Raw genomic sequence first — 13,663 nt, forward strand, 5'->3', positions numbered from 1 at the left:
ACAAACGGAAAGTCTCTCCCGCCTTTCTGTAATCTGGATCGCCGCGCATTGAAAGGGCGCGGGGGCGGCTTGGGATTGCATTTGGGTCTGTGTAGGTGAACCTTGAAACCCACTTCTTTGACATATCTCAAATCACACCTCTCAGACGGGCCTGATAATCGCCCTCTTGCCAGTGCGCGCGTGCCAGCCAGTCTGCTTCGGGTTGGCGCGCGGCCAAATCTGCGCTGATTTCCACCTCGTCAAAGCCTGCACGTCGCGCCATGGCGTATTGATCGGCGATCACATGCCCGCTTGCGCGCAGCCGTCCGCTATAGCCGCGCAGCCGAAGTTGGCGCGCGATACTAAAGCCGCGCCCATCGGCGAAATTCGGAAAATCGACGCGGATCATCTGGATGGTGTCACTCAGGTCCAGAGTGCTTGGATCGGCGTCCGATGGCAGATCGAGTGCGATGTCGCCTGCCGCGTCATCAGGTACGAATCCTGTGTCATTTACCAAGATACTCATGTGGTTTCCTTCGCGCTGTGCGGTGCGCGCGCGGCGCGCCCGTTGATGAAATGCCCGTTGATGAAATGAATACCGCACTCGACCTTTTCGCGGCCGCGCCAACGGCCTGAACGTGCGGTTTCACCCGCTAGTGTAGGGCTGGTGCACGGCGCGCAGCCGATTGACAGATAGCCCTTTGCGAGCAGTGGATGTTTGGGCAGGCGGTTTTCCTCCATATAGGTGCGTAGGTCTTGTGCGCGCCAATGGGCCAGAGGATTAACCTTGATCAAGCCCGTGGCAGGGTCCGCTTCGAACACGTTTAGCGCGCGGCGCGGCCCGCCTTGGTAGCGCTTGCGCCCGGTGATCAGCGCGCCAAGATCGGGTATCGCCTCCAGCGCCGCTTGCAAGGGGGCGCTTTTGCGCAAGGCACAGCAGGCATCGGGGTTTTCGCGGTGCAACTTGCCGCTTGGATCACTGTGCTCCAATGCGGCGCGCGCGGGCTGGATGATGCGCAGATTGCGCAGGTTCAAACGCTCCGCCAATTCTTGTTGATAGACCAGCGTTTCGGCGAAATGCTGCCCCGTCTCAAGGAAGAGAACCGGCAGGTCCGGCTTGCTTACTGCGACAAGATGCAAGAGCACCGCCGCCTCAGCGCCAAAGCTGGAAACAAGCGCGACCTGCCCCAGCTCGGGTGCCTCAAAGCTGATGCGCAGCGCTTGCTCTGCGCTGCGCGAAGCCAGTTGCGCGTTCAGGCTTTGGGCGAGGGTCTCAAGCTGCATTTTCCTGTGCTTTCTCTGGGTAAAGCGCCGCTTTGAACGGGGCCATGCCAAGGCGGCGGTAGCTTTGGATAAAGGTCTCATCCTCGCTCAGGCGCATTTCCAGATAGGCCGCGATCAAGCGCTCTATGGCGGGGATGATCTGCGCGCTGGAAAAGCCGGGGCCTGCGCGCTCGCCGATCGCCGCCGTTTCGGTGTGATCGCCGCCAAGGGTAATCTGGTAGCTTTCCTGCCCCGCGCGATCGAGGCCGAGAATGCCGATATGGGCGACATGGTGATGGCCGCAGGCATTGATGCAGCCGGAAATTTTTATCTTGAGCGCGCCGATATCGTGCTCCAGTTTCAAATCATCAAAACGGGTCGCGATCTGCTGCGCGATGGGGATCGAACGCGCAGTGGCCAGCGCGCAATAATCCATTCCGGGGCAGGCGATGATATCAGAGATCAGGCCGATGTTGGCACTGGCAAGGCCGTGTCGTTTGAGGATGCCGTGCACGTCGGGCAGATGCGATTGATGCACATGGGGCAGGATCACGTTCTGCTCGTGGCTGATGCGCAGCTCGTCATGGCCAAAGCGTTTCGCGATATCCGCGAGCACGCGCATTTGCGCGCCGCTCGCATCCCCGGGCGTCGCACCATGCGCCTTGAGCGAAACCGTGACGATACTGTAGCCTTCGGCCTTATGCGGATGCAGATTGGTGTCAGCCCAAGAGCGAAACACCGGGTCCTTGGCGCGCGATTCTTCAAAAATTGCTGTGTCGCTTTTCTTGAAAGCGGGCGGTGCGAAGGAGGCCTCGATGCTTTTCAATATCTGCTGATCAATGCCTGAAAAACGTGCTTTGATTGCGCCAAAGCGCTCCTCCACCAGCGCGCGGATTTTCTCAAGCCCGTTCTCGTGCACTGTGATCTTGATCCGCGCTTTATATTTGTTGTCGCGCCGCCCGAGCAGGTTGTAGACGCTCACGATCGCTTCCAGATAGGGCAGCAAATCTTCGCGCGGCACGAAATCGGCAATCACTTTGCCCAGCATCGGCGTGCGCCCGAGACCGCCGCCGATGATCACCTCGAAGCCCGCAGTCCCGTCGCGTTCAACCATACGCAGCCCGATGTCATGCGCGCGCGTCACGGCACGATCATTTGGTGATCCGGTCACAGCGACCTTGAATTTTCGCGGCAGGAACTGGAATTCGGGATGGTCTGTGGACCACTGGCGGATCAACTCTGCCACAGGGCGCGTATCGGCGATTTCGTCCGCCGCAGCGCCGGCAAAATGATCTGCTGTGACATTGCGGATCGTGTTGCCCGAGGTCTGGATCGCGTGCATGTTGACGCGTTCCAGATCATCAAGCATATCGGGGATGTCGCGCAGTTCTGGCCAGTTGTACTGGATGTTCTGGCGGGTGGTGAAATGGCCATAGCCCTTGTCGTATTTTTCCGCCAAACGGGCGAGCATCTCCATCTGCGCACTGTTCAGCGTGCCGTAGGGAATGGCCACGCGCAGCATATAGGCGTGCAGTTGCAGATAGACACCGTTCATGAGGCGCAGGGGTTTGAATTCATCCTCGCTCAAATGGCCCGCGATGCGCCGCTCCACCTGCGCGCGGAACTGGGCGTTGCGAGAGGCGAGGAAGCTCTTGTCGAACTCGGAATAGGCGTACATCAGATGCGCTCCTGTTTGCCGTGTAGGTAATTGGATGGGCCGTTGCGCCGGAACCTTTCGCGAAAGTGCACAGGCTCGGGGCCATGTGTGCCTGCGGCCATCTCCGCGAGATAGGCACCGACGACGACGCCGGTTTGCGCTTCGGCCTGAAGCAGGCGCAATTCTGCATCGGCCTCATCAGTGAGCAGCGCCGCTTCACGCAGATCGCGTGTCCAGCAATCGCGCTCGGTCAGATAGACGACATCGCCCTCCAGCAGTGCATTGGCGGTGATGACTTTGGGGGTGAACTGGTGTGTTGAACGCGGCATTATGCAAATTCCTCTTGGGGGAGCGTTGCGAGGGCTTGGGCCGCGCCGCGCGGGGCGAGGCCGATGAAAATGACGGCAGGGCCGGTGAGCGTGGTGGCGGCCTCGGGAAGGGTTTCTATGGTGGCAGGGACGATGCGCTGATCGGCGCGCGAGGCGTTTTCGATCAGCGTGACAGGCACCGCGCGATCTGCCCCGTGCATGAGCAAACGGCCCTGCACGAAGCGCGCCGCTTTTTTGCCCATGTAGATGGCGGCAACCGTATCCGGTTTGCTGAGCGAGGCCCAATCGTGATCGGCAAAGCCTTGCATGTCGTGACCCGTGACGAAGCGTAGCGCGCCGTTGCGCCCGCGCCGCGTAAAGCTCTGCTGGATCGCGGCGACAGCGGCGGAGGCGGAGGTGATGCCGGGAATGATCGTGTAGGGGATCGCGTGGGCCTCGCAGGTCTCGATCTCTTCATCAAGGCGGCCAAAGAGCGTGGGATCCCCCGATTTGAGCCGCACGACCTGCGCGCCGTTTTGCGTGTGCGCAGCGATTAGCGCGTTGATCTGCTCCTGCGCCATGGAGGGGCCAAAGCCTTCCTTGCCCGCATCCACGATCAACGCTTCGCGCCGTGCAAGTTCAAGGACTTGAGGCGTCACGAGGCGGTCATGGATGATCACATCCGCTTCGTCGATCGCCTTGCGCGCTTTGAGGGTAAGGAGTTCGGGATCGCCCGGACCTGCGCCGACAAAAGCAATCTGCGCGGTGCGGGATTTTCGCTGAAGGTGCTTTGCGAGCGTGCTGTCCAGAGTGTCTTCGATTGCGGCGTTCGTATGCGCGGCGGGGCCGGCGGTGAAGTAATATTCGCGCCAGAAATCACGGCGCGCGCGGCCCGTGGGCAAGGCGTCAGCGGCCTTGCGAAAACGCTTGCCGATCCGCGCGAGCGTGCCGAGCGTTTGAGGCAGGCGTTCCTCCAGATCGGCCTTGATCGCGCGGGCAAGCACGGGTGCTGCGCCCTCGGTGCCGATGGCAATGGTCACTGGATCACGGTCCACGATGGCAGGGGTGATAAATCCGCTGGCGTGCAGGTTATCGACCACGTTGAGCAAGGTCCCTGCGGCATGCGCAATCTGTGCGGTGGCCTTGTCGGCGGCATCGTTTTCGTCGGCGGCGTAGATGAGTTTTGCGCCTTGCGCATCACACGGTTTAAGGGCGCGGCGGTGAACTTGCAGCTTGCCCTGCGCCGCCCACTGCGTGATTTCCTGCGCGGGGGCTTGGGCGAAGACATGCAGATCAGCGCTGGTTTTCAGCAAGAGGCGCAGCTTGGCCAGCGCCGCTTCACCGCCGCCCGAAAGCAGGACGCGCTGGCCCTTGAGGGCGACGAAAATGGGAAAATGATCCATGCGGCGGACTCCGGTGCGTGTTTCTGGAAGTAGTTTAGGAAATTATTCTGCTAAAGCGCCAGATACCTGCGGTTGAAAGGGAAAAGGTTTTGTCATTTGGTGCTGGGGTGGCTATCTGTTCTGAAAAAGGGAGGGGCATGCGAATGGCTGTTCGAATAGACGAGACGGATCGAAAAATCCTGCGTGCGTTGCAAGTGGATGCGGACCGCTCGCTTGATGAAATTGCGCGCGAAGTGGGGTCCTCGAAGACGCCCGTGTGGAACCGGATTCGCAAAATGCGCGAGGCGGGGGTGATTGGAGCCCAGACTGTGAAGCTGGACGCGGAAGCGTTGGGATTCGAGGCCTGTTTCTTTGTGCTGATCCGCACCTCCGAACATGATGCGGATTGGCAGGCGGCGTTTTTGAAGGCGCTTCAGGATCGCCCCGAAGTACAAGAAGCGCATCGCCTGGCGGGGGATATTGACTATATCCTGAAAGTTCGCGTTCAGAATGCGCGCGCCTATGACGTATTTTATCAGGCGCTGATTTCAGAGGTGAAAGTGCATAATGTGACGGCGCTTTTGTCGATGGAAGAGATCAAGAGCACCAGCGCCTTGCCGATTTGAGAGGCTTCGGATCGCTTTGGCGATCCGACCGGAGTGGGGGCCAGCCCCCACACCCCCGAGGTATTTGCCGACCGAAGAAGGGGTCAGGTTTGGAGCATGAGGCGCTCGAGGCCGTGGAAATGGTAGAGGTTGGCATATTTAGGCGGCTCAGTGATGCGCAGGTTCGCGAAGCGTTCAAAGAGTTTGGGGATGGCGATTTGCAGCTCGAGACGTGCGAGCGGCGCGCCGACGCAGAAATGGATGCCGCCGCCGAAGCTGGTGTTGGTTTGAACTGGCCGGCCGGGGTTGAAGGTGTTGGCGTCTTCCCACACCCCCTCGTCACGATTGGCGGCGGCGAGCATCAGCGCGATTTCATCGCCGCGCTGGAAGGTCTGGTGGCCCATTTGCACTTCCTCGTAGCAAATGCGCGTGAACACATGAAGGGGCGGATCGAAACGCAGGATTTCCTCGACTGCGGCGTCGATGTGATCGGGGGCGAGGCAGGCGCGGGGCGTTTGCTGCTCCAGCAAGGTTTTGACGCCGTTGCCGATAGTATGCACCGTCGCCTCATGGCCTGCGTTCAGCAGCAAAATGCAGGTGGTGATCAGCTCGTCGGTGCTTAGGGTTTCGCCGTCTTCTTCTGCCTCGATCAGCTTGGTGATCAGATCATCGGCGGGGGCTTTGCGTTTGTCTGCAACGTAGCCGCGCAGGAAACCGGAGAACTCGGCGGCGGCGCGCGCGGCGCGCTCTTCTATCAAGAGGTCCCGGCGGGCCTGATACATGGCGACCATATCGTTGGACCATGAGAGCAGTTGATCGGCCATGGATTCGGGCACGCCGAGGAGACGGCAGATGATGATCACGGGGATCGGCGTGGCGTAGGATGTGATCAGATCGAAGGGCGCATCCTGCGGAATTTGATCCAGAAGATCATCGCAGAGCGCCGCAATCTCTGGGCCGAGTTCCTTGATGCGGCGCGAGGTGAATGCGCGCAGAACCAGCCCGCGCAGGCGTTTGTGGCGCGGCGGTTCCAGCTCGAGCATGGAGTGCGCTTCAATCGCGTAGAAGGGCAAAAGATGGGCCGGTGCATCCACTGGTTTGATCGGTTCGCGCCCGAAGCGGCGATCGCGCAGGATCGCGCTGGTCATCGCGTTGGAAAACACCGCCGTCATCCCGTAGGCAGGCCAATGCAGCGCTGGCGCGATCGCGCGCGCGGCGTCATAGGCGGGATAGGGGTTTTGCACGAAAGCGGGGTCGGTGGGAATTTGAAGCCAGTTCTGCATAGGCGCTGCTTTTAAGGCAAGCGCTGGCCTTTGCAAGCGGGGTGGATATAAACGGCGGTGTCATGAGACTACTTTTGCGCGAACGCGCGCTGATCATCGTGTTTTTCCTCGCGCTCGTTGCCGCCTTGGCGGGGGGCATCTGGCGCTATGGCTATGTGCAGGCGCTTGCACAGCTGGAGCAGCGCGGCCAGGCTGATTTGCGCCTCGCGGGGGACCGGCTGACGCGCAATTTGCAGCGCTTTCAAGAGCTTGCGGTACTGCTCGCGGATCACCCGACATTGGCTGCGGTCCATGCTGGCGGCGATCCACGCGCAGCGCGGCAATTGTTATTGGAAGCGGCGGACAAGACATCGGCGCGCAACCTGATTTATGTGGACGCAAGTGGCCGCGTTCTGGCATCGGCGCAGCCCGGTATCCCCGTGGGATTGGCGCAATCGATTTATTTCCGGCGCGCCATGCAGGGCGCGCTCGGGGCGCATCACGATGTGACGGGGCCACAGAACAACCGGGCCTACTATTTCGCCGCCCCTAGTTTCGGACCGCAAAAACGCGCGCAAGGGGCGTTGATTGTCATCATCGACGTGGAGGCGGTAGAATTCGAGTGGCGCGGCGGGCGCCCTGCAGTGTTCTTCACCGACGATCTTGGCGATATCTTTGTGTCCAACCGTACGGAAATGTTGCTGTGGTCGCGCACCGATCTGCAAAGCGAATTTGTGGATCTGAGCGGCGCGGTGCAACGCAAACGCGTGCGCTATGTCGGGCCGTTCGAGATGTGGCAGATCGAATGGGGGCCCTACCTGCCCAAGCGTGCGCTGCATCTGGTGCTGCCTTTGCCGGTGATCGGACTGACCGGTGAGGCGTTGATCGACGTCGCTCCGGCGCTGCGGCTGGCGGGTTTACAAGCGGCGATCTTTGCCGCCCTTAGCCTTGCGGTGGGGGCGCTGCTGTTTCTGGTGGCCGAGCGCAGGCGCGTGCTGGCGGTGCAAAATGCAAAGCTGGAACAAAGGGTTATGGAGCGCACAGAAGAATTGCGCGCGGTTCAGAGCGAATTGGTGCAGGCGGGCAAGCTTAGCGCGCTGGGGCAGATGTCAGCGGGTATTAGCCATGAGCTTAATCAGCCGCTGATGGCGATCCGCTCGTTCGCGGAGAACAGCACATTGTTCCTGCAGCGCGGTCAAACTGAAATTGCCGCCGAAAACCTGACGCGTATTTCCGAGTTGGCGCGGCGCATGGGGCGGATCATCAAGAACCTGCGTGCCTTCGCGCGCAATGAAAGCGAAGCGATTGCGACGGTTGATCTAGTGGGCATTATCGAGGGCGCGCTTGATCTGAGCGCGGGGCGACGGCGCGAGGGGGATGTTGCGCTGGAGTGGGATGCGCCGCACGGGCCGGTTTTGGTGCGCGCGGGCGAGGTGCGCCTCGGGCAGGTATTCTTGAACCTGATCACCAATGCGTGCGATGCGATGGATGGGTTGGAGCAGCGCCGCCTGTCGATCAAGGCCGAGCGCAAGGGCGCGCGCGTCTTTGTGGAAGTGGCTGACACAGGCCCCGGCATTGAAGCGCCGGACCGTATTTTCGATCCGTTCTATACCACGAAAAAGGTTGGCGCGTCGGAAGGAATGGGGTTGGGATTGTCGATATCCTATGGCCTCGTGCAAAGTTTCGGCGGCGAAATCAAAGGCGAGAACCGCCCGAAGGGCGGGGCGCTGTTCACGCTGGAACTGGACAGTGCCGCAGATAGCGCCGCAGGTGGTGCCGCAGAGGGCTCCGCTATAAGTAATGCAGGGAAAGATGCGCCATGAGACAGGTTTTGCTGGTCGAGGATGACGCCGCCGTGCGCGAAGCACTGGCGCAAAGCCTGAGCCTTGGTGCCTGCACGCCGGTGCCTGCGGCCTCTTTTATCGTGGCGAAAGATCATATTTCACCGGATTTCCAAGGGGTGATTGTGTCGGATATGCGCATGCCCGGGCGCGACGGGTTTCACCTTTTGCAATATGCGCAGGGGATCGATCCGGATCTGCCGGTGATCTTGCTCACGGGGGAGGGTGATATTCCCATGGCCGTGCGCGCGATGGGCGAGGGGGCATTCGATTTTCTTGAGAAACCCTGCGCGCCCAGTGATCTGATGGTGGTGATCGAGCGGGCGTTGAGGACGCGTGCACTGGTGCTGGAAAACCGTGCAATGAAGGCGCAACTGGAAACGGGGGACCCTGCGGCGCGGTTGATTTTCGGGGTTTCGCAGAAGGCAGAAGCGCTGCGCGTACAAGTGCGCCGCGTCGCACTTTCGCGCAGCGATGCACTGGTGACGGGCGCACCGGGTACGGGCATTTCCAAAGTGGCCGAAGTTGTGCATTTGTGCTCGCCCGCCGCACGCGCGCCTTTCGTCAAATGCAGCGGCGCGGGGCTGGAGCGCACCGCGCTCGAGATTGCGCTGCACGATGCCAAGGGCGGTACACTTTTCGTGGATGACATTGGCGCGATGCCAGCGCAGGTGCAGTTTCATTTGCTTGAACATCTGGAGCAGGGCGGCGCGCTGCGCCTGATCGGCGGGGGGGCAAAAATCGAAACGCTTGAGCAAAGCTTGAACGCCGATCTCTTCTATCGCCTTGAAGCGGGTCGCGTTCATATTCCTGCGATCGCCGAGCGCCCCGAGGACATTCCGACGCTGTTTCGCCGCTACGTCGCGCAGGCGGCCGAGCAATCTGGCATCAACGCGCCCGAGATCAGCCCTGAAACCGTTGCTGCCTTGATGGCGCAGGATTGGCCGGGCAATGCGCGTTCCCTGATGAGCGCGGCGATGCGTTTTGTGATGGGCCTAAGCACCCCGGCCGCCGCGGGCGAGGAGCTTGGCCTTGCAGAGCAATTGGCGCAGGTCGAGCGCGCCTTGCTGCTTGCCGCGCTGCGCCGTCAAAAGGGACAGGCGAGCGCCGCGGCAAAAGCGTTGAAATTGCCGCGCAAGACCTTTTATGACAAGCTGGCGCGCTATGGCATCAAGCCCGAGGATCATCGCAGCTAGGCGTTAATGGTGCGCAGCATAGCGCGTTTTCGCTTGGTAATGTGGTGTTTACGGATTCCCTATTTGGAATCGATCTGCTCGCCGGTAAGGAAGTGGATGACCCGGCGCCTGACCCGTGCGTCGTGCAGCGCGAACCGCAAAATAACGTAGAGCATGGCGAATGTGACCGCGACGCGGGGCCAGTCGAGCACGAGCAGAGTAAAGATGGACAGCGCGATGAGGCTGATCCGCACGATGGTCAGAACTTTCGGCACGTTCTCGATTTTGATCTTCACGAAGGCACCCCTTTTGCGGCTCGCTGTGTTGGGTTTGATTTAACCATTTCTCGCGCGGCTCGCAATCGCCGTAATCGGGGATGGTCTGTGCGGTTTTTCGCACAGTCGTGGCGGACCCATGTGTGAAATTTCGCACGAATAATGTTTGCGGTAACAGTATTTGCCGCTAAGGCGCTGATCAAAAACGTGAAAACTTTCAAGATTACGGCACTCACAAAAACTTGAGCGAGCGCGAGCAAAGTCGCATCCTGCTGAGCACAGAGGGCACTGGACGACTCAGCGCGCTCGCGAACTAACCTTTCTCTGGGAGGAGATCACATGAAATATCTAGCATCCGCCGCAATGGCGTTGGCACTTACAGTCACGGCGAACACGGCTATCGCGGCTTGCGATGACGGTGAAATCGTCATCAAATTCAGCCACGTCACCAACACTGACAAGCACCCCAAAGGCATCGCCGCGACGCTTCTGGAGCAGCGCGTCAATGACGAGATGAACGGCAAAGCCTGCATGGAGGTCTTTCCCAACTCCACGCTTTATAACGACGATCAGGTCTTAGAAGCGCTGCTTCAGGGCGACGTTCAGATGGCCGCGCCATCCCTGTCCAAATTCGAGCAGTTCACCAAGACATTCCGCCTGTTCGATCTGCCGTTCATGTTCAAGAACATCAACGCGGTTGACGAATTCCAGACCTCTGAAACAGGTCAGGCAATGAAGGAATCGATGACGCGCCGTGGTCTCTTGGGCCTTGCGTTCTGGCACAACGGCATGAAGCAGATGTCCGCCAACAAGCCGCTTGAATTGCCGACAGACGCGGCGGGCCTCAAGTTTCGCGTACAAAACTCTGACGTTCTGAAGGCGCAAATGGCGGCAATCGGCGGCTCGCCGCAGCCAATGGCATTTTCTGAAGTCTACGGCGCGCTACAAACTGGCGTTGTCGACGGACAAGAGAACACATGGTCCAACATCTACGGGCGCAAGTTCTTTGAAGTGCAGGACGGCGTAACTGAAACCAACCACGGTATCATCGACTATCTCGTCGTGACCTCGGTCGATTTCTGGGACAACCTGCCGGGTGACGTGCGTGATCAGCTTGGCACGATCGTGACCGAAGTTACCTTTGCGCGTAACTCCGAATCCACAGCCGTAAACGCTTCCGCAAAGCAGTCGATCATCGATGCTGGCGGTATTGTACGCGAGCTTAGCACAGAGCAACGTGCCGCGTGGGTCGCAGCGATGAAGCCTGTTTGGGAAGAGTTCAAAGGCGACGTTGGCCAGGAAAACATCGACGCCGCTCAGGCGATCAATGCCAAGCACTAAGCCCTTGGGCTAAACCATCTGCGCGCCGCGCCAAGTGCGGCGGCGCGCAGACTTCGGATTTTCTGACAATCTGGGAGGGAGCGCTATGTCTGCGCATTACGAGCCAAAGGGCGCGCTTGGCCGCGCCGTGCACGAGATCGAGGAAACGGTCATCGCGATCATCCTTGGTTTGATGGTTTTAATCACGTTCATCAACGTGGTTCTGCGTTACGGTTTCAACACAGGCCTGATCTGGGGCCTTGAAATGACAGGGTTTTTGTTTGCCTGGCTGGTACTGTTCGGCATCAGTTACGCGGTAAAGACCACGGCCCATCTGGGTGTGGATGCGGTGATCAATCTGGTTTCGCCGACTGTGCGCCGTGCGCTGACGCTGCTTGCCGCAGCAATTTGCATCGCCTATGCGTTTTTGCTGTTCAAGGGGTCATGGGATTACTGGGCACCCTTCGCTGGGCTGGACACGACATCCGGGCGCATCTTCCCCACTGGCTTCGAGGCCACGCGCGATCAAGCCTGGTACGAGGTGATCGACATTCCGCTGCCCGAATTCCTGCGCTTTCTGGAACCGATGATGAACCAGGGCGAAGAATACGAGAAACTGCCGCGCTTCATTCCCTACGCGATCCTGCCGTTCGGCTCGGGTCTGCTGCTCTTTCGTTTCATTCAGGCGGGCGTGCGCCTGTGGAATGGCACCTCCAAAACCTTGATCGTCAGCCATGAGGCCGAAGAGGCGATCGAAGACGTCAAACACATGAACGCGGGGAACTAAGCACATGGAAGTCGCAATCCTCTTTACCATGGTCATCGGGTTGATGCTGATCGGCGTGCCGATCGCCGTCTCCCTTGGCTTTTCCTCCATCGTCTTCCTGCTGGCGCTTAGCGATACTTCGCTTGCCTCCATTGCGCAGACCTTCTTTCAGGCGATGGCGGGGCATTACACGCTGCTGGCCATTCCCTTCTTCATCCTTGCCTCGTCCTTCATGTCCACGGGCGGCGTGGCGCAGCGGATCATCCGCTTCTCCATCGCCATCGTCGGCCATTTCCCCGGTGGCCTTGCGATTGCGGGCGTTTTTGCCTGTATGCTCTTCGCGGCGCTTTCCGGTTCCAGCCCTGCGACGGTCGTTGCCATCGGTTCAATCGTGATCGCAGGCATGGTGCAGGTCGGCTACACCAAAGACTTCGCCGCAGGCGTCATCGCCAACGCGGGTACGCTGGGCATTCTGATCCCGCCCTCCATCGTGATGGTGGTCTATGCCTCGGCCACAGACGTCTCCGTGGGCCGTATGTTTTTGGCGGGTGTTATTCCCGGTCTGATGGCCGGCACCATGTTGATGTTGACGATCTATATCATCGCAAAGGTTAAGGATTTACCAAAGGGCGAGTGGAAAGGCTGGGGCGAAGTTTGGGCCTCTGGCACCGAAGCGGGCTGGGGTCTTTTCCTGATCGTGATCATTCTTGGCGGCATCTATGGCGGTATCTTCACCCCGACAGAAGCGGCGGCGGTTGCGGCGGTCTATGCCTTTTTTATCGCCAACTTCATCTACCGCGATATGGGCCCGCTGCGCCAAGGCAATGGCGAGCGCAATCTCTCGCTCATGGAAAAGCCCATCGCGCTGGTGACTGCGTTTTTTCATAAAGACACGCGCGACACGCTCTTCGATGCGGGCAAGCTGACCATCACCTTGATGTTCATCATCGCCAACGCCTTGATCCTGAAGCATGTTCTGACGGACGAGCAAATCCCGCAGCAGATCGCGGGCGCAATGCTTGCGGCGGGCTTCGGCCCTGTGGTGTTCTTGATCATCGTCAACGTGATCCTGCTGATCGGTGGTCAATTCATGGAGCCCTCGGGCCTCATCGTGATCGTCGCGCCGCTGGTATTCCCGATCGCGATCCAGTTGGGGATTGATCCGATCCACCTTGGCATCATTATGGTCGTGAACATGGAAATCGGCATGATCACGCCGCCTGTGGGCTTGAACCTGTTCGTCACGTCCGGCGTTGCCGGGATGCCGATGATGCGGGTCGTGAAAGCGGCGCTGCCGTTTCTCGCAGTGCTCTTCGTGTTCTTGATTATCATCACCTACGTGCCTTGGTTCTCGACCTTCCTGCCCACCTACTTCATGGGGCCGGAAATCATTACGAACTAAGGCCGGGACGCCGCACTAAAGAAAAGGCCGCGCTTGGAATGCTTCGAGCGCGGCCTTTTCATGTTTGGTGCAGCGATATGTCATGCGACGCTCAAACACCGCGCAGAATCGCGTCATCAACGAGGCTGAATAAACATGTCGGTGCGCCCTCTGGTAATGCCAGAAGGCGAGAGGGCTCTGAAACCTGTGCGAACAAATTCAATCTTGAGGTAGAGCAAAGCAACCGAATCGAAGCTATACTATGTCAGTCATGTTAAGGGGGAATTTACACCAGCTGGCAGCCCGTACGAGAATCGAACTCGTCTTTCCAGGTTGAAAACCTGGCGTCCTAACCGATAGACGAACGGGCCAGCTAGCTGGTGTGAGGCGACTTCTAGGCAAAGACGCCGAGCCGCGCAAGAGTAAAAATCAGGTTTTTTCACAGAAGT

General features: G+C 59.5%; 13 protein-coding genes and 1 tRNA gene. 6 read left to right on the plus strand and 8 right to left on the minus strand.

What is annotated here, in order from left to right; all coding sequences use genetic code 11:
- Window positions 1-127: 127 nt before the first annotated feature.
- Genes B9P63_RS13675 through cysG form a run of 5 tightly spaced genes read right to left on the minus strand, consistent with a single transcriptional unit; the run spans window position 128 to window position 4,610 of the window.
- A complete protein-coding gene (locus B9P63_RS13675; protein WP_085309756.1) occupies window positions 128-505 on the minus strand; it encodes a DUF934 domain-containing protein in 378 nt (125 codons plus the stop codon).
- Entirely contained in the window at window positions 502-1,263 is a 762-nt protein-coding gene (locus tag B9P63_RS13680) for a phosphoadenylyl-sulfate reductase (RefSeq protein ID WP_085309758.1), read from the minus strand. Before B9P63_RS13680 ends, B9P63_RS13675 begins: the two co-directional genes overlap by 4 nt.
- Window positions 1,253-2,920: a nitrite/sulfite reductase gene (locus B9P63_RS13685; RefSeq protein ID WP_085309759.1), complete on the minus strand. Its 1,668-nt coding sequence runs from the start codon at window positions 2,918-2,920 to the stop codon at window positions 1,253-1,255. Before B9P63_RS13685 ends, B9P63_RS13680 begins: the two co-directional genes overlap by 11 nt.
- Complete coding sequence (locus B9P63_RS13690; protein WP_085309761.1) at window positions 2,920-3,228, minus strand: DUF2849 domain-containing protein; 309 nt, start codon at window positions 3,226-3,228, stop codon at window positions 2,920-2,922. Before B9P63_RS13690 ends, B9P63_RS13685 begins: the two co-directional genes overlap by 1 nt.
- Complete coding sequence (gene cysG, locus B9P63_RS13695) at window positions 3,228-4,610, minus strand: siroheme synthase CysG (RefSeq protein ID WP_085309763.1); 1,383 nt, start codon at window positions 4,608-4,610, stop codon at window positions 3,228-3,230. Before cysG ends, B9P63_RS13690 begins: the two co-directional genes overlap by 1 nt.
- Window positions 4,611-4,753: 143 nt before the next feature.
- Between cysG and B9P63_RS13700 the strand changes: the two genes are divergently transcribed.
- Complete coding sequence (locus B9P63_RS13700; RefSeq protein WP_085309765.1) at window positions 4,754-5,215, plus strand: Lrp/AsnC family transcriptional regulator; 462 nt, start codon at window positions 4,754-4,756, stop codon at window positions 5,213-5,215.
- Between the two features lie 83 nt (window positions 5,216-5,298).
- On the opposite strand, the gene B9P63_RS13705 is transcribed toward B9P63_RS13700, so the two are convergent.
- On the minus strand, window positions 5,299-6,477 hold the full coding sequence (locus tag B9P63_RS13705) for a cytochrome P450 (protein ID WP_085309767.1): 1,179 nt from the start codon (window positions 6,475-6,477) through the stop codon (window positions 5,299-5,301).
- A 62-nt stretch (window positions 6,478-6,539) separates the two neighbouring features.
- Between B9P63_RS13705 and B9P63_RS13710 the strand changes: the two genes are divergently transcribed.
- Complete coding sequence (locus B9P63_RS13710) at window positions 6,540-8,279, plus strand: ATP-binding protein (RefSeq protein WP_085309769.1); 1,740 nt, start codon at window positions 6,540-6,542, stop codon at window positions 8,277-8,279.
- Window positions 8,276-9,493 (plus strand): sigma-54-dependent transcriptional regulator, encoded by a 1,218-nt coding sequence (locus B9P63_RS13715; protein WP_085309771.1) that lies wholly within the window; start codon window positions 8,276-8,278, stop codon window positions 9,491-9,493. Before B9P63_RS13710 ends, B9P63_RS13715 begins: the two co-directional genes overlap by 4 nt.
- A 59-nt stretch (window positions 9,494-9,552) precedes the next feature.
- Here the strand turns inward: B9P63_RS13715 and B9P63_RS13720 are convergent, their stop codons facing one another.
- The gene (locus tag B9P63_RS13720; protein ID WP_085309773.1) at window positions 9,553-9,768 is read right to left on the minus strand and encodes a hypothetical protein; all 216 of its coding nucleotides are present in this window, start codon (window positions 9,766-9,768) and stop codon (window positions 9,553-9,555) included.
- A 318-nt stretch (window positions 9,769-10,086) separates the two neighbouring features.
- Between B9P63_RS13720 and B9P63_RS13725 the strand changes: the two genes are divergently transcribed.
- From B9P63_RS13725 to B9P63_RS13735, 3 genes are all read left to right on the plus strand, one after another.
- Complete coding sequence (locus B9P63_RS13725) at window positions 10,087-11,088, plus strand: DctP family TRAP transporter solute-binding subunit (protein WP_085309774.1); 1,002 nt, start codon at window positions 10,087-10,089, stop codon at window positions 11,086-11,088.
- 85 nt (window positions 11,089-11,173) lie between these two features.
- A complete protein-coding gene (locus B9P63_RS13730; protein WP_085309776.1) occupies window positions 11,174-11,854 on the plus strand; it encodes a TRAP transporter small permease in 681 nt (226 codons plus the stop codon).
- A gap of 4 nt (window positions 11,855-11,858) precedes the next feature.
- The gene (locus B9P63_RS13735) at window positions 11,859-13,235 is read left to right on the plus strand and encodes a TRAP transporter large permease (RefSeq protein WP_085309778.1); all 1,377 of its coding nucleotides are present in this window, start codon (window positions 11,859-11,861) and stop codon (window positions 13,233-13,235) included.
- 275 nt (window positions 13,236-13,510) lie between these two features.
- Here B9P63_RS13735 and B9P63_RS13740 read toward each other — a convergent pair.
- Window positions 13,511-13,585, minus strand: a tRNA-Glu gene (locus tag B9P63_RS13740).
- Window positions 13,586-13,663: the final 78 nt, after the last annotated feature.

The organism is Planktotalea arctica, from assembly GCF_002105285.1.
Classification (GTDB): domain Bacteria; phylum Pseudomonadota; class Alphaproteobacteria; order Rhodobacterales; family Rhodobacteraceae; genus Planktotalea; species Planktotalea arctica.

What these genes read in the sequence shown, in the direction of transcription:
- B9P63_RS13675 (WP_085309756.1), bottom strand. Translation starts at nt 505, where the DNA reads ATGAGTATCTTGGTAAATGACACAGGATTCGTACCTGATGACGCGGCA.
- B9P63_RS13680 (WP_085309758.1), bottom strand. Translation starts at nt 1,263, where the DNA reads ATGCAGCTTGAGACCCTCGCCCAAAGCCTGAACGCGCAACTGGCTTCG.
- B9P63_RS13685 (WP_085309759.1), bottom strand. Translation starts at nt 2,920, where the DNA reads ATGTACGCCTATTCCGAGTTCGACAAGAGCTTCCTCGCCTCTCGCAAC.
- B9P63_RS13690 (WP_085309761.1), bottom strand. Translation starts at nt 3,228, where the DNA reads ATGCCGCGTTCAACACACCAGTTCACCCCCAAAGTCATCACCGCCAAT.
- cysG (WP_085309763.1), bottom strand. Translation starts at nt 4,610, where the DNA reads ATGGATCATTTTCCCATTTTCGTCGCCCTCAAGGGCCAGCGCGTCCTG.
- B9P63_RS13700 (WP_085309765.1), top strand. Translation starts at nt 4,754, where the DNA reads ATGGCTGTTCGAATAGACGAGACGGATCGAAAAATCCTGCGTGCGTTG.
- B9P63_RS13705 (WP_085309767.1), bottom strand. Translation starts at nt 6,477, where the DNA reads ATGCAGAACTGGCTTCAAATTCCCACCGACCCCGCTTTCGTGCAAAAC.
- B9P63_RS13710 (WP_085309769.1), top strand. Translation starts at nt 6,540, where the DNA reads ATGAGACTACTTTTGCGCGAACGCGCGCTGATCATCGTGTTTTTCCTC.
- B9P63_RS13715 (WP_085309771.1), top strand. Translation starts at nt 8,276, where the DNA reads ATGAGACAGGTTTTGCTGGTCGAGGATGACGCCGCCGTGCGCGAAGCA.
- B9P63_RS13725 (WP_085309774.1), top strand. Translation starts at nt 10,087, where the DNA reads ATGAAATATCTAGCATCCGCCGCAATGGCGTTGGCACTTACAGTCACG.
- B9P63_RS13730 (WP_085309776.1), top strand. Translation starts at nt 11,174, where the DNA reads ATGTCTGCGCATTACGAGCCAAAGGGCGCGCTTGGCCGCGCCGTGCAC.
- B9P63_RS13735 (WP_085309778.1), top strand. Translation starts at nt 11,859, where the DNA reads ATGGAAGTCGCAATCCTCTTTACCATGGTCATCGGGTTGATGCTGATC.